Origin of the sequence: Nonomuraea recticatena (genome assembly GCF_039533245.1) — a bacterium.
Classification (GTDB): Bacteria; Actinomycetota; Actinomycetes; order Streptosporangiales; family Streptosporangiaceae; genus Nonomuraea; species Nonomuraea roseola.
In genome coordinates this window covers 165,849-186,484 of sequence record NZ_BAAATE010000017.1, presented here as the reverse complement: position 1 = coordinate 186,484, position 20,636 = coordinate 165,849, and the positions used below count along the sequence as shown (strand labels likewise).

Genomic DNA, 20,636 nt, shown 5'->3' with positions numbered 1-20,636 from the left:
CGGCGTCGAGGCAGAGCGCCACGGCGTCGGCGTTGCCCTCGGCGATGACGTGCGCGCACTCGATCATGCGCAGCGTCTGCCTCAGCGAGCCCTCGGGGCGGAACTGCGAGTCGATGAACACCGGCAGCACCTGCAGCCGCACCCCGCCCTGCCGTAGCTGGGGGAGCCAGCGGGAGCGGAAGAACTCCGCCCACTGCCGGGGCGCTCTCGCCGATACCGCCATGAGGAGATCGTTGTGCGTGTCAGCCACCATCATGCCGAAGACGTTAGCCGGTAGGCGGGCAGCGGCGGCAGAGCGGTCAGCCTGCGATAGAGCGTGGTCGGTCCTGGCCAGTTGTTGGTGACCCTCCCCTGTGCGGTCTTGTACCAGCTCTGGCAGCCGTTGCTCCACACCATCCGCTCCATGGCCGCCCCCAGCTGCCGGCGCCAGGCCGCCATCGCCTCGGGCCTGACCTCCATCGGCCCCCTCTCGGCGAGGTACGGCAGGCAGGCCATGACGTGGCGAACCTGGCACTCGATCATGAAGACGATGGAGTTGTGCCCGAGGTTGGTGTTCGGGCCGTAGAGCAGGAACAGGTTCGGGAAGTGCGGCACGGAGATGCCGAGATAGGCCTCGGCGCCGTCCTTCCACTCGTCGGAGAGCGTGCGCCCCCCTGTGCCGGTGAACTCGATCGGCTGCAGGAACTCCGTCGTGCGGAAGCCGGTGGCGTAGATGATCGTGTCGGCCTCTCTCAGGCCCTGCGAGGTCTCCACCCCCTTCGGGGTGATCCGGACGATCGGGTCGGTGACCACCTCGACGTTCGGCCTGGTGAGCGCGGGATAGAAGGAGCTGTCGATGACCACCCGCTTGCAGCCGACGGGGAAGGACGGGGTGAGCTTGGCGCGCAGTGCGGGATCGGCGACCTGCGCGTGGAGGTGCCCGAGCGCCCGCTTCCTCAGCAGGTTCGCGCTCCAGCCCCTGGCGAGAGCGGGGTAGAGGGTGCCCTCGGCGTAGCGGTAGATCCACTCCCTGTAGACCCGCTGCAGGCCGGGGACCAGGTGTAACGCCAGCCTGGTGGCGGGGTCGAAGGTGGAGTCGGGCTTGGGGATCACCCAGTTGGGGGTGCGCTGGAAGACGTCAAGGCGCTCTGCCAGAGGCTGGATGCGGGGGATGAACTGCGCGGCCGACGACCCGTTGCCGATCACCGCGACGCGGCGGCCGGTGAGGTCGTGCTCGTGCTTCCACCGGGCGCTGTGGAAGGAGACGCCGGCGAAGCTCTCCCTTCCCTGGATCTCGGGATAGGCGGGGCGGTTGAGCTGGCCCACGCTCGACACGACGGCGTCGAACCGCTCGGTGCCGCCGTCCGTCGTGACCTGCCAGTGGCGGCCGTCGAAACGGGCCGACCGCACCTCGGTGTCGAACCTGATCTTCGGCCTGACGCCGTACTTGTCGGCGCACATGTCGAGATAGGCCAGGATCTCGGGCTGCTCCGGGTAGCGGCGCGTCCAGCTGGCGTACTTCTCGAAGGAGTAGGAGTACAGGTGAGAGGGGATGTCGCAGCCCGCGCCCGGATAGCTGTTGTCGCGCCAGGTGCCTCCGACGCCGCCCGCCTTCTCGAAGACGGTGTAGTCGGCGACGCCCGACAGTTCGAGCCGGATCGCCATGCACAGCCCGCCGAAGCCCGCACCGATGATCGCGACCCTCATGCGCCCTCCCAGACGTCAGGATCCACTTACGGTAGGCGGCGCACGTCCACGTGTCGAGGTGCGCGAGCCGGTAGTCTGCGCAGGTGACGCTGGCAGATGTGATCAACGTGCTCGAGGCCGCCTATCCGCCCGCCAGGGCCGAGTCGTGGGACGCCGTCGGCCTGGTCTGCGGCGATCCCGCCCAGGACGTGCGCAAGGTGCTGTTCGCGGTCGATCCTGTGCCCGTCGTGGCCGAGGAGGCCCTCGACTGGGGCGCCGACCTGATCGTCGTCCACCACCCGCTCTATCTGCGCGGCACCACGAGCGTCGCCGCCACCACCTACAAGGGGCGGCTGATCCACGACCTGATCCGCAACGGCGTGGCCCTCTACACCGCCCACACCAACGCCGACGTCGCCAACCCGGGCGTCTCCGACGCGCTGGCCAGGGCGGTCGGGCTGACCGGCGACCTGGTGCCGCTCTCGCCGCTGCCCGACGACCCGTGGCGCGGGCTCGGCAGGATCGGCTCGGTTCCCGAGATGACGCTCGGCGACTTCGCCAAGCAGGTCCTGGCGGGCCTGCCCGCCACCTCCTGGGGGGTGCGCGTCGCGGGCGAGCCGTCCAGGCCGGTCACGCGCGTGGCCGTCAGCGGTGGTGCGGGCGACTCCCTGCTCGGTACGGCGAGGGCCGCGGGCGTCGACGTCTTCCTCACCGCCGACCTGCGCCACCATCCGGCCAGCGAGTTCGTCGAGGCCGGAGGTCCCGCGCTGATCGACGCCGCCCACTGGGCCACCGAATGGCCCTGGCTGCGCAGCGCGGCGTCCATCCTCACCTCTGGTGGCGTTAACGTTGAGACGCGCGTCTCCGCCACGGTCACCGATGCTTGGACAAAAGGATATTGATCATGAAAGCTGCCCCCGCCGCTCAGAAGCGACTCCTCGACCTGGCCGAGCTCGACTCCGTCCTCGACCGCCTGGCGCACCGCCGCCGCACCCTGCCTGAGCTGGCCGTGATCGACGAGCAGTCGAGGCAGTACGCCCAGCTGGCCACCCAGGCGATCGCCGCCGAGACCGAGGCGGGCGACCTGGCCCGCGAGCAGACCAAGGCCGAGAACGACGTCGACACCGTGCGCATCCGCGCCGAACGCGACCAGAAGCGTCTCGACTCCGGCATGGTGACCTCGCCCAAGGACCTGTCCAGCCTGCAGTCCGAGATCGCCTCGCTGCACCGCCGACAGGGCGACCTCGAGGAGGTCGTGCTGGAGATCATGGAACGTCGCGAGGCCGCCGACGCCAAGGTCAACGACCTGGTCGCCAAGCGCGACGAGCTCGCCACCACCCGCGCCGCCGCCGAGGACCGCCGCGACGCGGCCCTGGCCGAGATCGGCAAGGAGGCGGCCGACGCCGAGTCGCGCCGCTCCGACGTCGCCGCCGAGATCCCCGCCGACCTGCTCGCCCTGTACGAGAAGCTGCGCGGGCAGTACGGCGTGGGCGCCGCCATGCTGCACGGCGGCCGGTGCATGGGCTGCAAGGTGTCGCTGTCGATCGCCGACATGAACCGGATCAAGGCCGCTCCGCACGACGAGGTGCTGCGCTGCGAGGAGTGCCGCCGCATCCTCGTCCGCACCCCCGAGTCCGGCATCTGACCCGCGCCTTCGCGCACCGACCTGTTCAAGGAGCGTCCATGAGCACGACCGCCTACCTCGTCGAGGCCGACGGCGGGTCGAGGGGCAATCCCGGGCCCGCGGGGTACGGGGCCGTGGTGATGGACGCCCGCGACCGTCAGGTCCTCGCCGAGGCGGCCGAGGCGATCGGCGTGGCGACCAACAACGTCGCCGAGTACAAGGGGCTGATCGCCGGGCTCACCTCGGTGCTCGATCTCGCGGGCGAGGGCGCGGCCGTCGAGGTCAGGATGGACTCCAAGCTCGTCATCGAGCAGATGGCGGGGCGCTGGAAGATCAAGAACGAGGGGCTGCGGCCGCTCGCGATCGAGGCGCAGGCACTGGTCAGACGGTTGCGGGTGACGGGGTGGACGTGGATCCCCCGCGAGCGCAACAAGCACGCCGACCGGCTGGCGAACGAGGCGATGGACGCCGCCGCCAAGGGCCTCGCCTGGAAGGCGGGCGGCACCACCTCTGGCGTCTCCCCGACCTCGGGCGACGTCTCGGGGGGCCTGGGCTCGACGGATTCCGGTGGTGTCTCGCCGGGCCTGGGCTCGCGCGGTTCGGGCGGCGTCTCGGCGGATTCGGGCGGCGTCTCGCCGGGCCTCGGCTCGCGTGGTTCGGGCGGCGTCTCGGCGGGCTCGGGCGGCGATCTCCTGGATCGCGACGCTGCACCCGGCGAGACCTTCGCCACCGGCCGACCGGCTGGCGAGCAGACCGATCTGCTCGATCTGTCGGCGCCCTCGGCCTCCCTGGTCACCGCGCAGCGCACCAAGGGCAGCGGCTGGGGCCCCGCCACCAGGGTCGCCACCTCGCTCCTGCTCCTGCGACACGGCGAGACCCCCCTCTCGGCAGAGCGCCGCTTCTCGGGGCTGGGCGACCCCGAGCTCAACCCCAACGGGCTGGCCCAGGCGGAGGCCGCCGCCCGCAGGCTGTCGGCTCCGCCGTACCGGCTGGATGTGGTGGTCAGCTCCCCGCTCAAGCGCGCCAGGCGGACGGCCGAGGCCGTCGCCGGCCTCGCCGGTCTCGACGTGGAGGTGGACGACGACCTCAGAGAGACCGATTTCGGCGCCTGGGAGGGTCACACCTTCACCGAGATCCAGCGCCGGTGGCCCGCCGAGCTCGCCGCATGGCTGGCCGACCCCACCGCCGCACCGCCCCAGGGCGAGAGCTTCACCCAGGTGGCGCGACGGGTGGAGGCAGCCAGAGACCGGCTGCTCGAACGCTACGAGGGCAGGACCGTCCTGGTCGTCTCCCACGTCACGCCGATCAAGACGCTGCTCAGGCTCGCCCTCATGGCCCCGCCCGAGGCGCTCTACCGCATGCACCTCGACCTGGCCTGCCTGTCGCTGATCGACTTCTACGCCGACGGTCCCGCCGTGGTGAAGTCCTTCAACGACATCTCGCACCTGCGCTGAAGCCCGCGTCACGGCACTCTGGCTGCGATCGGCGACCCGCCGGGGTGTGACCCGGTCGTGCGGGATGGGACAGGGCGCCCGCACGACCGGGCCTTCGCACCGTCCCCCTCAGACGATGACGTCCACCATCACACCGTGGCGATCTTGTCGATGAGTTGGAGGCGGCTTGGGTTTGATACTCTCCCAGCAGACGAGCCGGCCGGGCGGCCGCGTCGGGCCCCTTCGGGGGCTCGCCGAGGAAGGTCCGGGCTCCACAGGGCAGGGTGGTCGGTAACGCCGACCCGGGGTGACCCGCGGGACAGTGCCACAGAGAGCAGACCGCCTTCCGGATTTCCGGGAGGTAAGGGTGAAAGGGTGGTGTAAGAGACCACCAGCGCCCACGGTGACGTGGGCGGCTAGGTAAACCCCACCCGGAGCAAGGTCAAGAAGGGACGCTTCGCAAGAAGCGTCCCGCGCGCGACGTTCGAGGACTGCCCGTCCGAGCCGCGCGGGTAGACCGCTTGAGGCCGCCGGCAACGACGGCCCTAGATGGATGGTCGCCCCTTCGTTCGCGAAGGACAGAACCCGGCCTACAGGCCGGCTCGTCTCTCCATTTCTCTCTGACCAGCGAGGAACGGGCTCTAGGCAAGATCAGGTCACTCTCGGGGCACATCGAGCGACGAGCGGAACGCGTTGTGGATGGTCCCCAAGCTGACAGCACGGGTCGATTCCCGTCACCAGCTCCACAAGACGTCATGATGCCTGCCCTTGCTGATGTTCATGAACGATGTCCTCGTCTCTCTGTACTCTCTAGATACAGGGGAAAGAGAAGTCGACCATGACCGCCCAACCGCAGGACTTCACAGCCATGGGTGCACCCATGCCGGGCAAGAACCTACGAGCCATACGTGCCGCGCTGGTCGTCCCGCAGGATCGTGAGGCGTTCGACGCTGGGCTTAAGGCCGTCCTCGACGAGGTGAGGGTCAGCCTTGACCTTGGAGCGTTGAACGCGTTCGTGCACCGCTGGTGGATCTCCGCCTGCGACTCTGCGAGGGACCCCGAAGGTCGACGCCAGATGCATGCCCGCGTGGAGCAAGCCTTGGCTGGCGAAGAGGTTCCCCGAGGGAAGCCATGGCGTGAGGTCCTGGCCGCACGCGGAATCGACGTGTAGGTGTACAAGCTCGTCCTCGATCCGGTCGCTGAAATGCAGATCGCGGCTCTCCCTGACGAAGCTCTGCGACCGCTCGCGGAGTTGTTCACGCTCCTGGAAACCGCTCCGTGGAGCGGGGAGCCGTACAACTAGGCGAATCCCAGAGCGAACATGCTTACCCATGCTTTCGGCGAACGCGGTCTCGCCACCTATGTCGTCCTGGAGCAGCAGCGCGAGACCTACCTTGTACGCGTCGAATGGCCATAGCTCAAATAAGCGGGCATGCCCGTTCGTACAGCGATCAGCGGGACTCACGGGAACTCACGGTCACTCGACCGGCATACGCCCAGACCGGCGTTCCCCAGCTCAGACAGCGCGATCTCGAAAGAGTTCCCAAGCTGACAGTGCGATGCTCGATCAGGTGACCATTAGGGCTGAATGGTTCGCGCCTGTCCTTGTCGGCTACGCAGTCGGCTCCGGCGGGAGAGAGTCGACGAAGGCTTCAGCGTCGAACTGGCTCACGTTCTCCTTGCTCCGCACGAGGAACACAGCCTCCTTCCGGCGGCCGTCGGCGACGAGTTTGCGAACTCGTGTGGGTAGGTCGCCCTCCCAGGGCATGGGGAAGTCGGGTAGGACATGACCGGCTCGCAGGGTCTTCGCCACGTCCTCCGCTTCGCTTCGAGAGACCTGGCTTTCCCTGCTGATCAGCTTGATGGCATCCTCGAACCGCCCCGTCTCGATGAGGTCGTGTGCGCGGACCTGTACGTCAATAGGAGTGACAAGCCCGAGGTCGACGTGGGATCCGAACAGTGTTGCGCCTGGATCTCCATTGGCGGATCCCCAACCCAATGATCACAAGAAGTAGGAGAAGCAGGATCAGCGGTAAACGTCCCGAGTCGAACATGCACTGATCGTAGAGACCAGGACAGGGGCGACATCCTTCGAGGCACGTCGAGGGCACATGGAGCCGGAAAGTCCTGGCGGCGATGTCAGCCAACGGAAGCGTTATCGCAGGTCGATCGCGGTTTGGAGCGATTCCCTACCGCTTCGCGGCTCTGTGGCGCTTGTTTCTGTCGTGGTCACCGGCGGCGGCCATCTCGTGCGGCTGGGGCGCCCTCCAGGGATGGGACGGTCGGATAGCGCTCTTGTAGGGTCCTCTCATGACCACCATCGACCTGGCTGATCTGCGCCTGGCCGTCCCCAATGCCACCACGCTCTGGACCGCGCTCGCCGAGACCCGCGGCCACGAGGTGGTCAGGCGGCAGGGGTTCCAGGCCGTGGCGGGAGACGAGCACAGCGGGCTGCGGATCGTGCTGAGGTCGTCCTCGCCCGGCAAGGATGACGTGGACGAGCTGACCGAGCTGGCCAAGGGCTGGTCGCGTGGTCCGGTGCTCGTCGAGGACGCCTTCGGCTCCGTCGATATGAGCGCGATCGGGCTGACCCCGCGCAAGCTGCCCGTCATGATCCGCAGGCCGGGCGACGCCCTTCCGCCCCCGGCGCTCGAGGTCGTCAGGGTGGAGGGGGAGGAGCAGCTGCGGGCGGCCGAGCGGATCGTGGTCGACGGCTTCCCGCTGCCCGGCTTCCAGCCGTACCGGCCGGGGCAGGCCTTCCCGGCGGCGCTGCTCGGACGGCAGGAGGTCGAGCTCTACCTCGTCGTGAAGGACGGCGAGCTGGGCGGGGCCTGCGTGACGGTCGTCGACGGCGGCGTGGGCGGGCTCTACTGGGTCACGACGCTGCCGGAGTTTCGTTCGCGCGGCATCGGGCGGGCGCTGATGCACGCCGTACTGGGCGGGCGCCTGAAGGAACTGCCCGTCACGCTGACGGCCGCCAGGGCGGGCAAGCCGCTCTACGACTCGCTCGGCTTCACCGAGATCACGCAGTCCACGTGGTGGGCGTCGGCGTGATCAGGCCGCGGGTGCCGGGCGACCTGGCCGCGTGCGTCAGCGTGCTGCGGGCAGTTCACGAAGGGGACGGGTATCCCGCGAACTGGCCGGACGATCCAGAGGGGTGGCTCACGCCGACGGGGATGATCCAGGCGTGGGTCGCCACGGACGGCGACGAGATCACCGGACATGTCGTCCTGCGTGGGGCGGATCCGGCGCTCCCCGAGGCGGACGGCCTCGTCGCGCGGCTCTTCGTCGCGGCGCACGCCAGGGGCTCAGTCGCGCTCGCCGGAGGCTCAGTCGCGCACGCCAGAGGCTCAGTCGCGCCCGCGGGCAGCCCAACCGCGCTCGCCGGAGGCCCAACCACGCTCGCCGGCGGCTCAACCGTGCACGCCGAAGGCCCAACCACGACCGCCGGCGGCTCGGCCCCGCATGTCGGAGGCTCAGCCGTGCATGCCGGAGGGTCAGGAGCGGCCACGGAGGCGGGTGGCTCCGAAGGCCGGGTTCGTCAGGGTGCCGCCGCAGGGCTGATGGCCGCGGTGGAGCGGGAGGCGGCGCGGCGGGGTCTCCGGCTGGGGCTCGATGTCACCGACTCCAGGCGCAGGGCCATGGCCTTCTACGAGCGCGCGGGCTGGCGCAGGGTCGCCAGTGCCCGGATGGACTGGCCCGACACGGACGGACGGCCTGCGCTGCTCCACTACTACCTGCGCTGACCGGGCAAGCGGCCCGTCACGACGAGTCGCTCGCTCGGCGGTCGTGCAGCAGGAGGCCGTCCGCCACGGCGTCGGCGGCCTGGGTCCACCACCCTGTCCCTCCTCGACGCTCGGCTTTCCGCCACCGAAACAGGCGGCACGGTGGAGGGTGCGGGAAACTGGGAAGGTGACGAACGAGAACGGCCGCCCCCGCCCGCCCGTGACCAGCCCCTCCATCGTCCTGCTGACGCTGGCGCGCAGAATCGAGTCCGAGCTCAACGCCGCTCTCGCCCCGCTCGACCTCACCGTCAGCAGGCTCGGGCTGCTCGGCCACATCGCCGGCCTGCCTGGGGTGTCCTTCAGCGACCTGGCCAGGATGTCGGGCACCACCGTGCAGAGCGTCCACGCCGCGGTGAAGGTGCTGGCCGGCGCCGGGCTGGTGCGCGACAACACCGCCCGCGCGGGCTCCGCCTCGACCATCGAGATCACCCCGGACGGCACCAGCCTCCTCCATGCGGCGAGACAGGCGGTGGCGAGCGTCGACGACCTGCTGTTCGGGCCGGAGGCCGACCCGATCCAGCGGCAGGTGGCCGATGCCGTCCGCGCGGCGTTCCAGAGCGGCGAGCCGTCGTGAGTCCCGTCGAGCTTCAACCTGGCTGAAGCTTTCGTGCTAGCCTTCAACCTGCCTGAAGGTTAGCCGAGGGAGCGTTCATGGAAAAGCTGTTGCTGTCGGTGCACGTGCTGGCCGGCATCGTCTTCGTCGGGGGCTCGGCCGTCGCGACGAGTCTGTTCCCCCGCTACGCGCCGGTCGCCGCCGGCGTCCCCGCCGGGACGGCAGGCGGGGGCGCCGCCGCCGGCACGCTCCAGGAGGCGTCGGGGGAGCGGAACCGGTCCGTGGCCGTCGCGCTGCTCCGCATCACCAGGGGCTACAGCCTCTTCGGCATCGTCGTGCCGGTCGTGGGGATCGTCCTGGCCCTCGTCCAGGGCCGGATGGGGGAGATCTGGATCACCGTCTCCATGGTGCTCACCGGCGCGGCGGGCGTCCTGCTGGCCCTGTGGATCTACCCGCTTCAGCGCGAGGCGCTCGCCGAGCCGGACGACGGCGCCCGGCTGCGCAGGCTCTCCATGCTCGCGGGGATCTACAACCTGCTGTGGGCGGTGGTCGTCGTCATGATGATCGTCCGCCCCGGAGCGGACGGCTGAAGCGGGGTGTGGGCGGCCGCGTCCGCACCCCGCTCGTCAGCTCAGCCGCCGGCCTCGCGGGCCGACCAGTCGGCCAGGATGGCGGCCTCCTTCTCGGGGGCGATGCCGTGGACGTTCTTCCTGCCGAACACCCGCTCCGAGACCGGGATCTCCTTCAGCCACTCCCAGGTGTCCCTCACCGTCTCGGCGACGGGCCTGCAGCGCAGCCCCGCGGCCTCGGCCTTGGACGTGGAAACCTTCCAGAAGTTGTCCATGTCAGGGCCGGCGGGCGCCCACAGCGGCAGCTCGATCCAGACCTTGACCTCGTGGTCGACCAGGAACTGGTCCTCCACCCAGACGAACTCCGCGTCCGAGCCCGTGACCTGCCTGCACAGCTCCAGCCACTCGCCGTAGGTCGTGTTGCCCTGCGGGCCGGTGACCATGAAGCGGTCGCTGACGCCCTTCTCCGCCTGGTCGTAGCTGAAGATCGCGATGTCGCGGGCGTCGATCAGCTGCATGGCCACCGAGGGGTCGCCGGGCGCCAGCACCCGGCCGCCGAGCGAGATCCTCGTCAGCCACCACGGGAGCCTGGCGACGTTCTCGTGCGGGCCGAGGATCAGACCCGGCTGGATGATCAGGACGTTGCCCGCGAACCCCTGCTCCACGGCGCGCTCGCAGCCCGCCTTGAGCACGCCGTAGTCGCCGTCCTCAGGGCCCGCGTCAGGCTCGCAGTCCCACAGTCCCGAGGAGTCGGTGGCGGGCTTGGCGGGGAAGTCGCGCACGGCCGAGACCGAGGAGACGAAGACGTAGGTGCTCGCGTGGCCCGACAGCCGCCGGGCGGACTCGCCCGCCACGCGCGGCACGTAGGCGGAGGTGTCCACGACGATGTCCCACTGCCGCCCCTCCACCAGGCGCTCGAGGTCGGCCGTCACCTCCCTGTCGCCGTGCACGGCCTCCGTCCCCGGGACGTCGGGGTAGCTCTGCCCCCTGTTGAACGTGGTGACCTCGTGCCCACGGGCGAGCGCCTCCGTGACGAACGCACGCCCGAGGAACGCCGACCCTCCGATGACCAGAACTCTCATAAGAGCATTCTTCGGGTACGGCATGCGAATCCAGTCACCTCTTCACCGAGAGCGTAGGGGGGAGGCGTGCGTACGGCCTGCGAATCCGGTCACCGTCACCGAGAGCGGAGGAGGGCGCCGCTCTCGGCGAGGTGGGTGCTACGCAGGAAGGGTGGGTGCGGGTTGTGGATCCGGCGTGGGCTCGCCGAGCACGGGGGTCGGCAGGATGTGGACCCTGGCGGAGGCGATGTCGAAGTAGAGCCCCACCAGCTCCAGCGTCCCCGCCCGCACCTGCTCGTCCACCTTGCGGTGCGTCCGCAGGTTCTCCAGCTGCTGGATGACGTTGACCCTGCACAGCCGGTCCAGCGGCCCGGTGTCGCTCCCGTCGCTGTCGGCGTGGATGAACCTGGCCAGGCTGTGGTTGCCGTGCCGCAGCCAGCGCCGCAACCCCGGCATGCTGCCCGCCTTGGCCCCGCCTGACAGCAGCCCCGCCATCGCCCCGCACCCGGAGTGCCCGCACACCGTGATCGTCCGTACCCCCAGCACCTGGGTGGCGTACTCGATCGCCGCCGAGACCGAGTCGTCGTGGGGCTGCGCGCCGTGCCGGGGAACGAGGTTGCCGATGTTGCGCACCACGAACAGGTCGCCTGGACCGCTGGCCGTGATCAGCGTCGGCACTATGCGGGAGTCGGCGCAGGTGATGAACAGGTGCGTGGGCTGCTGCCTGCGGGCCAGCTCGGTGAAGATGGGCCGCACCAGCGGGGCCGTCCTGCGGTGGAACTCCCTGGCGCCCACCGTCAGCTCGCACTCGGCGGGCCCGCCCTGCGGAGGTACGGCGGCGCCCCTGCGGCGGCGGTGCGCCCACGGCAGCCACCAACGCTCGTGCGCCCTCGGGGGAGTCTTGGCGGGGAACATGTGGTTGCCGCCGGCCGCGAGGGCGTACCACTCGTCGTGCAGCTCGTCGATGTCGACGCTGCCGCCCGAACGCTCGTGCTTGAGCCGCCAGGAGTGGAGCGCCTCGAACGCGGCGTTGTCCATGAAGTCGATGTTGAGGTCGAGGTCGACAGGCACGCCCGGCGGGATCGCCCCCAGCGCGTCGGTGAGCCTCGGCACGCCGAGGAAGGTGAGCGAGCCCGAGATCGTCACGTGGCGGCGGCCCTCGGGCTCCTGCCGTACCTGCACGGATACCCCCGTGAGCCGCCGCAGGGCGAGCAGGACGGCCAGCGCCAGCCCGAACAGCACCCCCTCGGCCAGGCCGAGCACGACCACGCCCGCCAGAGTGACCAGGTAGACGGGAACCTCGCCGTGGCCGTGCACCTTCCGCACGTGGCCCAGGTTGAGCATCTGCAGCCCGATGAAGGCCAGCAGCGCGGCCAGCGCCTCCATCGGGATCAGCTGGATCGTCCAGCCGAAGCACAGCACGAAGACCAGCACCCAGATCCCGTGCATGACCGTCGACCAGCGGGTGCGCGCGCCCGCCCGCACGTTGGTGGTGCTGCGGACGATCACGCCCGCGATGGGCAGGCCACCGAGCAGGCCCGACACGACGTTGGCCAGCCCCTGGCCGCGCAGCTCCCTGTCGAGGTCGGTGCGCGGGCCGTCGTGCTGCTGGTCGGTGGCCACCGAGCACAGCAGCGACTCCACCCCCGCGAGCAGCGCCACCAGCAGCACCGCGGCGGCGATGCCGTGCCAGTCGCCGGCCGGCAACACGGGAGGCGCCCACTGCAGGAGCCCGTCGGGCAGCTCCACCCTGGTGATGTCCAGCCCGAGGACGGCGGCGGCCGAGGAGGCGAGGAACAGCGCCGCCAGCGGTGCGGGGACCACCCTGATCCTGCTCGGCAGCCACTTCCACACCAGCAGGACGCCGATAGTGATCAGCCCGACGGCCGCGGCGTGGTTGTGCACGCCCACGATCTGCGCGGGCAGTTCGAGAAGGTTGGCGACGGCCGAACTCTGCGGGCTGCCGCCCAGCACCACGTGCAGCTGGGAGAGCGCGATCACCACGCCGACGCCCGCGAGCATGCCGTGGATGACGGCGGGGGAGACCGCCAGCGCGGCCCTGGCGGCTTTGAAGGCGCCGAGCACCAGCTGTACGACCCCGGCCAACAGCGTGATCATGCAGGTGGCCCGCCAGCCGTACGTGTGCACGAGATTGGCCACGACCAGGGCCAGGCCCGCGGCCGGCCCGCTCACCTGTACGGCCGAGCCGCCGAACAGCCCCGCGACCACCCCGCCCACGACCGCCGCGATCAGCCCCGCCGCCAGCGGCGCGTCCGAGGCGACGGCGATGCCGAGCGACAGCGGGACCGCGACGAGGAAGACGACCAGCGACGCGAGCACGTCGTATCTGAGGGCAGTCAGTCCATTACTCTGAGTGTCCACCGCCAGACTGTAACGGTTTTCACTCCCGCAGTTGGAGTGTTACGACAGACCTTTACGATCAGCGGTAATAGTCGGGGAAGTCCTGATCGGGGGCCCGGTGGTGGCTGCCCCTGCGGCCCTGCCTGGCCGCCTCCGTCTCGGGCTCGCCGTACATCTCGCCATAGGACGGCCAGCTGGCGTTCGCGGCGGGCGGCTCTGGCCAGGCGGCGGGCGTCGCCGGGGGCGCGTACGGAGCCTGGGGCTGGTCGTAGGAGGAGGCGGAGTACTGCCCACCCGACAGCACGTCGTCGTAGGGCGTGACCGCCCTGCCAGGAGCGGTCGGAGTGGTGGCGGCGGGCGTCGGGCCCGTCAGCGCGTCGTCGTCGGAGACGGCCCAGCCCGCGCGCACCTCGTAGGAGTTGGGGTAGGAGGCGGGAGCCGGCTCCCTGTGCGGCTGCTCGAAAGCGGGCCACGAGGAGGTGACGGGGGCGGCGTCGTCGAGGACGTCGTGGTGGGCGGCGGCGGCCCACGAGCCCGAGGTCGCGCCGGGGGCGGCCTGCTGCGACTGCCAGGTGGCCTCGGACTCGACCGCGCCGTAGGCGGGGAAGGGGTCGCTGGTCGGCGCGCCGTGGATCGGGCCCGAGGGCGCCACGGGGAACGAGCCGCTGTTGACGACGGGGAAGGAGCCGCTGGCGGAGACCGCGGGGAAGGACCCGCTCACCTGGCGCGGCTCGGGCTGGGCCTGGGGGGCGGGCGTGGCTCCGGCGCCGAGAATGCTCATCACGTCGGGCGTCGGGGCCGCGAAGGTCATCGTGCGCTGGTCGGCCAGCTCGGCGGCGGAGGGCACGGGACGCGGCTCGGGCCGGGGCTCGGACTTCCGCTCGCGTCGCGACTCACGCCGCGACTCGCGACGCGGCGCGGGCTCGACGAGGTCGGCCAGCGGGTTGGCGGCGGCGGCGGGGGCCACGGGAGCGACAGGGGCGGCGGCGGGGGCCACGGGAGCGACAGGGGCGGCGGCGGGGCGCTGCGGCAGCGGAAGCTGGACCGTGCGCTCACTCGAAGGGTCGGCCACGGGACGCTCGGGCTCGACGGGCCTGCTGGCCGCCATGCGCGCCTTGACGGTGCCGCCCGCGCCGAAGCCGCCCTCGGTGGCCTCGCTGCGGATGTTGGCCCAGAACTCCTCGTCGTCGTCATCGGCGGCGCCGTTGCCCCACTCGTCGACGCCGCGCTTGCCGCGCTGGCCCGTGCGAACCGGCTTCGGCTGCTTGTGCTCGTCTATGGGGCTGAAGTCGGGGCTGAAGTTGACCATCCTGGGCTCGTGCGCAGCGAACTCGTCGGTCGACCGAGCCTGGGTCATCTCCCCTTCCTCGGCCATTGCTTTGAGTCGCTCCGGCGGGAGCGAGCTCTCTCGCTTGTTCATCGAACGCATGCCCAGTGCCACGACTACGAGCACGAGGAGCACGACGGCGACGAGTACCAGTACGACCGCAGTCATTGCACCACCCTCAAGGCCATGGCCTGCCAGCGGCGCCGGTGAGATCGCGCGGCCATCGACGCGATCTGCCCCCTTTGATCACCAACGCACAGCGAACGGATCTGATTGTGTCGGACCACTATGAGCGTTGTCACACCCTAAGTGAAGAATTGGTAACCACTACTACCAGCAGCGTTCGGGCCATCACTCGATGTGCACCGCCGTCAGGCGGCCACGCGCGATGGTCTGGTCGGCGATCATCTTCAGGACGTCGGGGAGGGAGGCGCTCGCCGTGCCCTTGAGCCGCCCGCTCAACGCGTAGACGCTGAAACGATAGCTGCCTTCTTTGTCACAGGGCGGCTCGTAGCCGACCTTGCCGCTGGTCACCGCCGCCTGCCCGGCCTCCTTGGGAGGGTCGGAGGCGGCGTCTTCGCCGATCTCGGTCGTGCGCGGGTCGATGTTGTAGACCACCCACTGCACGGCGGGGTTGGAGGAGCTGGTGTCGTCGACCACGATCGCGATCGACTTGGCACGTGAGAGCACGTCGCTCGACCAGCGCAGCGGCGGGCTCACCTTCGTGCCGTGACAGGAGTATTCCGACGGAAGGGGGGTCTTGTCGCGCAGACTCGAGCTGCTGACGTTGATCTCCCTGATCTCCCTGGCGGGGCCGCTCAGGATGCCGCAGCCGGACACGCCGAGCGACAGCGCGGCCACCGCCGTCAGGACGGTGGCGCGCCGCACGCGCGTGTACGAGTTCGGCTGCCCCATGCCCGAGAATGCTACGCGCCTGTCGGCGATGCGCCGACCGGTTCGGGAGGTTCGGTCGCGGGGAAAGCCGTTGAAAACTGGAATAATCGGGGCAGGAAAGGGTGACGTTGGACACAACCATGACCTTCGTCAGCCCTATTCGGAGTCGTCACGGGCGATCTTGCTCCCGGTGGGGCCGAGGCGGTCAGAAAGCCGGCGCTCCCTTCTAAGCTGGGCACTGTGACTGAGGCGCCCGACCCGCCAGCGGGTCCCCTGCGTGACCCCCATCATCGCGTCTCCCCCAAGGCCGTCCGCCTGTGGCTGCTGGAGGCGGTGGTCGCCCTCGTGCTGTTCGCCGCGGGGTCGTTCCTGCTGGCCGCCTGGATACCGAGCTGGTCGTGGCTGCCGCTGTGGCTGTCGGGCAACTCGTGGCTGGTGCCGGTCGTGGTGCTCGTGCCCGCCACGCCGTTCCTGGTGGTGGAGCCGTTCGTGCGCTTCGCCGTCCATCGGTGGGAGCTGTCGGGAGACGTCGTCTACGCCAGGTCGGGCTTCCTGACCAGGGAGTGGGTCTTCGTCCCCGTGAGCCGCATCCAGACCGTCGACAAGGCCCAGGGCTGGTTCGAGCGCCTGTTCGGCCTGGCCACGCTGGAGATCCGCACCGCCTCGCACGCCGGCTCCTCCACGATCCAGGGCCTCGACCACACCGTCGCCGCCGGGCTCGCCGAGCACCTGGCCCGGCGGGCCGAAGAGCTCAGGGACGACGCCACATGAGCGAGCAGGGCGCCACGAAGCTGAGCCCCAAGGTGCTGCTCATCGATCCGGTGCGCATGCTGCCGTCCCTGCTGATCCCCCTCGTGGGCGTGCTGTTCGTGGGCGGCTTCTCGCCGCGCTCCTTCGGCTGGGCCGCCTTCGGCGTCCTCGGCACCGTCGTCTTCGCCGTCGTGCGCTGGGCGACCTTCAGCTACCGCCTCGTCGGCGACCGGCTCGAGATCAGGCGGTCGCTCATCAGCAGGTCCGTACGGACCATCCCGCTGGAGCGGGTGCGCGGCGTGGACATCTCCACGCCTCCCATGCACCGGCTGCTCGGGCTGGCCGTACTCAAGATCGACACGGGGGCCAGCGGGGGAGGCGAGCAGGAGGGCGAGCTCGACGGGGTGAGCGTGGCGGAGGCCGAGCGGCTCAAGGACGTCCTGCTGCGCAGCGTCAGGGCGGCCAGGGCCGCCGGAGCCGCCACCGGCCTCGACGGCGGCCCCGAGGGGCACGGGAGCGTCGCAGCGCCCCCGCTCGTCGAGGGGCAGGCCGTGCACCGGCCAGGGGGAGCCTCCCCCGACACCTCGCTCGAGCGGCCCTTCGAGGAGCCGCAGGAGCACGTGATCGTGAAGGTGCCGCGCAGGTGGCTCCTGTACGGCCCGCTGTCCGGAGCCTTCCTGTTCACCCCGTTCGCCGTCGCGGGCGGCGCCATCGGCCTGCTCTTCCAGTGGGGCGACCAGCTCGGGCTCGGTCGCGACGCGGCGTGGAACGCGGGCCGCTGGGTGTGGGACCACCCGATCCTCATCGTGGCGGTGGTCCTCGCGCTGATCGTGGCCATGCCGTTCGTGGCGGCGGTGATGTACGCGGTGTTCAACTGGGACTTCACGCTCAAGGAGCGCGAAGGCTACCTCGTCGCCGAACGCGGCCTCGTCACCAGGCGCAGCGTCTCCCTCGAGGCCCGCCGTACCCGCGGCTACGAGATCGTCGACGCGCTGGCCGAGCGGAGGGCCGGAGTCGTCAGGATGTGGGCCATCGTGACCGGCCTCGGCGACTCGGAGACCAGGGGGCAGCTGCTGCCCGACGTCCCGAGGCCCGTCGCCCTGGAAGTCGCCTCCCAGTCCGTCGGCCCGTTCACCGCGCCGCTGCGCCCGCACCCTCCGGTCGCCCGCAACCGCCGCCTGTTCAGGGCGATCGTCCCGTGGCTCGCGCTGGCGGCGGTGCCCGCCGTCCTCGCGGTGGCGACCGCCACGCCGGCCTGGTGGATCCCGGCCGCCGTGGCGCTCGTGCTGGCCGGGCTGGGCGTTCCCCTCGGCAACGACCGTTACCGCTCGCTCGGGCACGGCTACGACGGCGTCAGGCTGCTGTCGGTGCGCTCGGGGTCGCTGCGGCGCTCACAGGCGGTCATCGAACGGCGGGCGGTCGTCGGCTGGCGGCTGCGCCAGACGTGGTTCCAGCGCAGGGCGGGCGTGCTCACGCTCGTCGCGGGGGTGGGCGCGGGCAAGGGCGGCTACGAGGCGATGGACGTCTCGGAGGAGCAGGGCGTCGCCTTCCCCGCCGAAGTCACCCCCGAGTGGCTGACGCCGTTCCTGACACGCGACTGAGGGACGCTCCCTGTCCGGGAGCGCCCCTCGATCTTCGATGTCCGGTCAGCCGCGCTCCCGATCTTCCGGGATCTGGCCGGTTCCTGCGGCAGTCTCTCGGCCAGGTCGATCCTGCGACGGCCTCCCAGGCATGGTCCGTCGTGACGGCGGTCTTCCGGGTGTGGTCCGTCGTGACGGCGGTCCTTCCCGCGTGGTCAGTCCTGGCGGCGGTCTTTCGGTGTGGTCAGTCCTGGCGGCGGGCGCCGAACATGATCTCGTCCCAGGTCGGCACCGAGGCCCTGCGGCCTCTGGCGTTCTTCTTGGGCTGGCGCGCGGCCGGCGCGGGCGGCGGCGACGGCACGGGCACAGGGGTCGGGTCGGCGGGCGGCTTCTTGGGGACGGGCGGCCTGGGCTGCTTCTCCTGCGCCGCCGTGTCCTCCTCGGCGCTCGGGCGCGCCGCGGGGACCGCGGCGGTCTCCTCCTGTACGGCGGACGCCTTGGCCCCCTGCGAGGACACCTCCGCCTCGGCTCCCTGCGGCGACTCTGCGGCGTTCCGCTCTGCGGCCTTCGACTCCTCGGGCTTCCGCTCCTCGGCCTTCGGCTGCTCGGCCTTCGGCTCTGCGGGCTTCGACTCCTCGGCCTTCGGCTGCTCGGGCTGGGGGCTCTGTGCGGCCTTCTCGGTCGAGGTCGCCTGCGTGGGCTCGTCGGTCTTGGTCTGGGCGTCGGGCGTCGAGGGCGTCTCGACCGTGTGGGCCTCGACCGGGGGAGCGCCTGCCTTGAGGGTCTCGGCCTTCGGCTCCTCGGGCTTCTCCCGCGGGGCTTCCTTGGGCGCGTCGCTCGCGGTGGCCTGCTCGCCGGCCTTCGTGGTCGGGGCTTCGGCGACGGTCGGCCGGGCTTCCGGCGTGGTGGCGGCGGCCGCCTCGGCCTGCTCGACGGATGCCTGCTTGGCGGAGGCCGTCTCGACAGACGTCTGCTCGGCGGACGTCTGCTCGGAGGCGGCCTGCTCCGTGGCGGTCTTTCCTGCGGTGACGGGTGATGTGACCGACGTGGGCTCGCCGGTGTCGGCCGGCTTGCCGACCTCGCCGCCCTGACCGGTCTCCTGGGCCGCGACCCTGTCGACGGCCTCGGGTGCGGCGCCGGCCTTGGGCGTGGCGACCGTCTCGGGTGTCGCGCCGGTCGCGGGCGTGGCGGTGGTGCCGGGGCCAGGGGCGCTGTCCGCCTCGCGCGTGACGACGGTGTCGGGCGCGGCGACCGACTCGGACTTCGGCGCGGCCACGACCTCGGATGCCGCCTCGGGCGCGACCTTGCGTGCGGCTTCGGGTGCGGCCACCGTCTCGGGCGCGCCCTCGGGTGCGGCCCCGGCCTCCGGTGCGGCGGCCTGCTCAGACGCGGCAACGGCCTCGGGCGCGGCGGCCTGCTCGGGTGCGGTCACGGCCTCCGGTGCAGCGGCCTGCTCAGGCGCGGCAACGGCCTCGGGTGGGGCGACCTGCACGGGTGTGGCTGGAGCCTCCGGGACAGCGGCGGCGGCGTCGGTCGAGGCGACGGGCTTGGAGACGCTGGCAGCCTCGCCTGCCTCGGAAGCCTTCCCAGCCTCAGAGGTGTCGGATGCTTCGAGTGCCCCGGCGGCCTCAGGTGTGTCAAAAGCGCCGGAGGTCGTGGGCGCCGCGAGCGCCTCGGAGGCCTTGGCAGCCTCGGAGGCTGCGAGCGCCTCAGAGATCTCGGGGGCTGCGGGTGCCTGGGCGGGATCGGTCGCGGCGATCGGCTCGGACGACACGACGGCGTCGGAAGGGGCTTCCGGCGCGACGCCGTCCGCTGCGGTTGCCGCGACCTCGGGGGTGGGGGGCGGCTCGATGGGAGCGGCGGACGCCGCGGGAGGCAACGAAGGTGTCACCTCAGAGGAAGACGCCATCTCGGTCGAAGGCGACGACGACTCTTCGGGCGAACGCGACAAAGCGGGCGCGGGCTCGGAGGCAGGGGGCTGGCGGAGTGGGGGCGGGAGGAGCGGCGCCGCGGGGGGATCGGCGGTCGTCGCCGACTCGTGGGGCAGGAACGACGGCTCCACCGCGGGCTCGGGAGCGGCGGGTGCGTAGATCGACTCGGGCTCGCGCGCGGCGGCCCGCGCCGGCGGCTCGGCTGTACGGGAGAAGCCTGGGCTCCAGGCGGGCTCCGGGCGGGAGGCCGGCGGCTGCGCGTACGGCGGGTCCTGGCGCGAGACCGAGGGGAAGGGCACGGGCGGCTGCATCAACGGCTCGGCCGCCAGTGGCGGCACCGGCTGCAGCTTGGCCACCCGGGGCGCGAACGGCGTGACGATGGTGTCCTCGACCGGCGGGTTCGGGTCGAAGTCGGCCGACGACAGCCGCAGCGACTCGTCGTCGTGCGGGGTCACGTGCCTGCGGCGCGGGTCGAACAGCCACTCGGCGTGCCGGGTGTGACCGTTCCAGACGTAGCCGAGCTTGACCCGCCACAGGCCGTCGTCGCGCTTGGCGGAGTCCCAGTCGATCTCGTCGGCAGGCACGCCGCGGCGGGTGAGCCGCTCGGCGACCAGCTCGCCGAGCGTCGGACCTGGGGCGGACTCGCCGGGCATGCGCACGGCGACGCGCTGCGCCTGCTGGGCCACGTACTCCCTCTCCTGGAGCACGGGGCCCTCGAACCACCGGACCCGCTCGACGGGGATTCCCGCGGTCGCGGCGATCTCCTCCGCGGTCTCCCCGGCGCGTATGCGGGCCTGGATCTCCTTGGGGCGCAACGGACTCTCCACTTCGATCTCGTACTGGCCGAGACGGGAGAAGTTTCCGCGGACGGCAGCACGGAGCCGGTCGTCCACGGGAAGCGTGAAGCGGGTCCCTCTCCCGGCCGTAGCCAGCACGAGATAGGTGCCGTCCTCGCTCACCGCGACGAGTCGGAGCTCCTGCATGCGAGTCCCTTCGTCAGCGTCGTGCTCAATCTTCCCCCGGACCCTTGAGTCTCTCGCGTGTGCCGGTTGCCTGCCAGCACCGTACCCGGCATGTCCGAACATCGCCTTCATGGGATGGGC

At 71.1% G+C, this 20,636-nt stretch carries 18 protein-coding genes and 1 other RNA gene; 11 read left to right on the top strand and 8 right to left on the bottom strand.

Annotated features, from left to right (window positions below; translation table 11 throughout):
- Both ABFX50_RS29380 and ABFX50_RS29375 read right to left on the bottom strand, forming a co-directional pair.
- Positions 1–256, bottom strand: a 256-nt coding sequence (locus tag ABFX50_RS29380; protein ID WP_346150741.1) for a membrane dipeptidase, incomplete at its 3' end; no start/stop codon positions are given.
- Positions 253–1,686 (bottom strand): flavin-containing monooxygenase, encoded by a 1,434-nt coding sequence (locus tag ABFX50_RS29375; RefSeq protein ID WP_346150739.1) that lies wholly within the window; start codon positions 1,684–1,686, stop codon positions 253–255. The genes ABFX50_RS29375 and ABFX50_RS29380, both read right to left, overlap by 4 nt.
- An 83-nt stretch (positions 1,687–1,769) precedes the next feature.
- On the opposite strand from ABFX50_RS29375, the gene ABFX50_RS29370 reads away from it, so the two are divergent.
- The 5 genes from ABFX50_RS29370 to ABFX50_RS29350 all read left to right on the top strand — a co-directional run bounded on the left by ABFX50_RS29370 (position 1,770) and on the right by ABFX50_RS29350 (position 5,893).
- Entirely contained in the window at positions 1,770–2,567 is a 798-nt protein-coding gene (locus ABFX50_RS29370; protein ID WP_346150737.1) for a Nif3-like dinuclear metal center hexameric protein, read from the top strand.
- A gap of 2 nt (positions 2,568–2,569) precedes the next feature.
- Positions 2,570–3,310 carry a zinc ribbon domain-containing protein gene (locus ABFX50_RS29365; protein WP_183646478.1) on the top strand — a complete coding sequence of 247 codons (741 nt, stop codon included), beginning with the start codon at positions 2,570–2,572 and terminating at the stop codon, positions 3,308–3,310.
- A gap of 38 nt (positions 3,311–3,348) precedes the next feature.
- The gene (locus ABFX50_RS29360; protein WP_346150735.1) at positions 3,349–4,743 is read left to right on the top strand and encodes a bifunctional RNase H/acid phosphatase; all 1,395 of its coding nucleotides are present in this window, start codon (positions 3,349–3,351) and stop codon (positions 4,741–4,743) included.
- A 191-nt stretch (positions 4,744–4,934) separates the two neighbouring features.
- Positions 4,935–5,331: RNase P RNA component class A (gene rnpB, locus ABFX50_RS29355), an RNA gene on the top strand.
- A gap of 229 nt (positions 5,332–5,560) precedes the next feature.
- Positions 5,561–5,893 carry a DUF6247 family protein gene (locus ABFX50_RS29350; protein ID WP_346150733.1) on the top strand — a complete coding sequence of 111 codons (333 nt, stop codon included), beginning with the start codon at positions 5,561–5,563 and terminating at the stop codon, positions 5,891–5,893.
- Between the two features lie 441 nt (positions 5,894–6,334).
- Here the strand turns inward: ABFX50_RS29350 and ABFX50_RS29345 are convergent, their stop codons facing one another.
- Positions 6,335–6,721, bottom strand: coding sequence for a hypothetical protein (locus ABFX50_RS29345; protein WP_346150731.1), 387 nt, complete (start codon positions 6,719–6,721; stop codon positions 6,335–6,337).
- A 311-nt stretch (positions 6,722–7,032) separates the two neighbouring features.
- Between ABFX50_RS29345 and ABFX50_RS29340 the strand changes: the two genes are divergently transcribed.
- The 4 genes from ABFX50_RS29340 (at position 7,033) to ABFX50_RS29325 (ending at position 9,650) form a co-directional block, all read left to right on the top strand.
- Positions 7,033–7,776, top strand: a complete 744-nt coding sequence (locus tag ABFX50_RS29340; RefSeq protein WP_346150729.1) for a GNAT family N-acetyltransferase — start codon at positions 7,033–7,035, stop codon at positions 7,774–7,776.
- On the top strand, positions 7,773–8,468 hold the full coding sequence (locus tag ABFX50_RS29335) for a GNAT family N-acetyltransferase (RefSeq protein ID WP_346150727.1): 696 nt from the start codon (positions 7,773–7,775) through the stop codon (positions 8,466–8,468). Before ABFX50_RS29340 ends, ABFX50_RS29335 begins: the two co-directional genes overlap by 4 nt.
- 166 nt (positions 8,469–8,634) lie before the next feature.
- Positions 8,635–9,081: a MarR family winged helix-turn-helix transcriptional regulator gene (locus ABFX50_RS29330; protein ID WP_183646466.1), complete on the top strand. Its 447-nt coding sequence runs from the start codon at positions 8,635–8,637 to the stop codon at positions 9,079–9,081.
- A 77-nt stretch (positions 9,082–9,158) separates the two neighbouring features.
- Entirely contained in the window at positions 9,159–9,650 is a 492-nt protein-coding gene (locus tag ABFX50_RS29325) for a hypothetical protein (protein WP_346150724.1), read from the top strand.
- A 41-nt stretch (positions 9,651–9,691) separates the two neighbouring features.
- On the opposite strand, the gene ABFX50_RS29320 is transcribed toward ABFX50_RS29325, so the two are convergent.
- The 4 genes from ABFX50_RS29320 to ABFX50_RS29305 form a co-directional block, all read right to left on the bottom strand.
- Positions 9,692–10,711: an NAD-dependent epimerase/dehydratase family protein gene (locus ABFX50_RS29320; protein ID WP_346150722.1), complete on the bottom strand. Its 1,020-nt coding sequence runs from the start codon at positions 10,709–10,711 to the stop codon at positions 9,692–9,694.
- Between the two features lie 138 nt (positions 10,712–10,849).
- On the bottom strand, positions 10,850–13,072 hold the full coding sequence (locus ABFX50_RS29315) for a SulP family inorganic anion transporter (protein ID WP_346150720.1): 2,223 nt from the start codon (positions 13,070–13,072) through the stop codon (positions 10,850–10,852).
- A 58-nt stretch (positions 13,073–13,130) separates the two neighbouring features.
- Complete coding sequence (locus ABFX50_RS29310; protein WP_346150718.1) at positions 13,131–14,546, bottom strand: hypothetical protein; 1,416 nt, start codon at positions 14,544–14,546, stop codon at positions 13,131–13,133.
- Positions 14,547–14,729: 183 nt separating this feature from the next.
- Positions 14,730–15,293 carry a YbhB/YbcL family Raf kinase inhibitor-like protein gene (locus ABFX50_RS29305; RefSeq protein ID WP_246451805.1) on the bottom strand — a complete coding sequence of 188 codons (564 nt, stop codon included), beginning with the start codon at positions 15,291–15,293 and terminating at the stop codon, positions 14,730–14,732.
- A 219-nt stretch (positions 15,294–15,512) separates the two neighbouring features.
- Here ABFX50_RS29305 and ABFX50_RS29300 point away from each other — a divergent pair, with 219 nt between their 5' ends.
- Complete coding sequence (locus tag ABFX50_RS29300) at positions 15,513–16,043, top strand: PH domain-containing protein (protein ID WP_346150716.1); 531 nt, start codon at positions 15,513–15,515, stop codon at positions 16,041–16,043.
- Positions 16,040–17,623, top strand: coding sequence for a PH domain-containing protein (locus ABFX50_RS29295; protein ID WP_346150714.1), 1,584 nt, complete (start codon positions 16,040–16,042; stop codon positions 17,621–17,623). The genes ABFX50_RS29300 and ABFX50_RS29295 overlap by 4 nt, the downstream gene beginning before the upstream one ends.
- Before the next feature lie 223 nt (positions 17,624–17,846).
- On the opposite strand, the gene sepH is transcribed toward ABFX50_RS29295, so the two are convergent.
- Entirely contained in the window at positions 17,847–20,516 is a 2,670-nt protein-coding gene (gene sepH / locus ABFX50_RS29290; protein ID WP_346150712.1) for a septation protein SepH, read from the bottom strand.
- Positions 20,517–20,636: the final 120 nt, after the last annotated feature.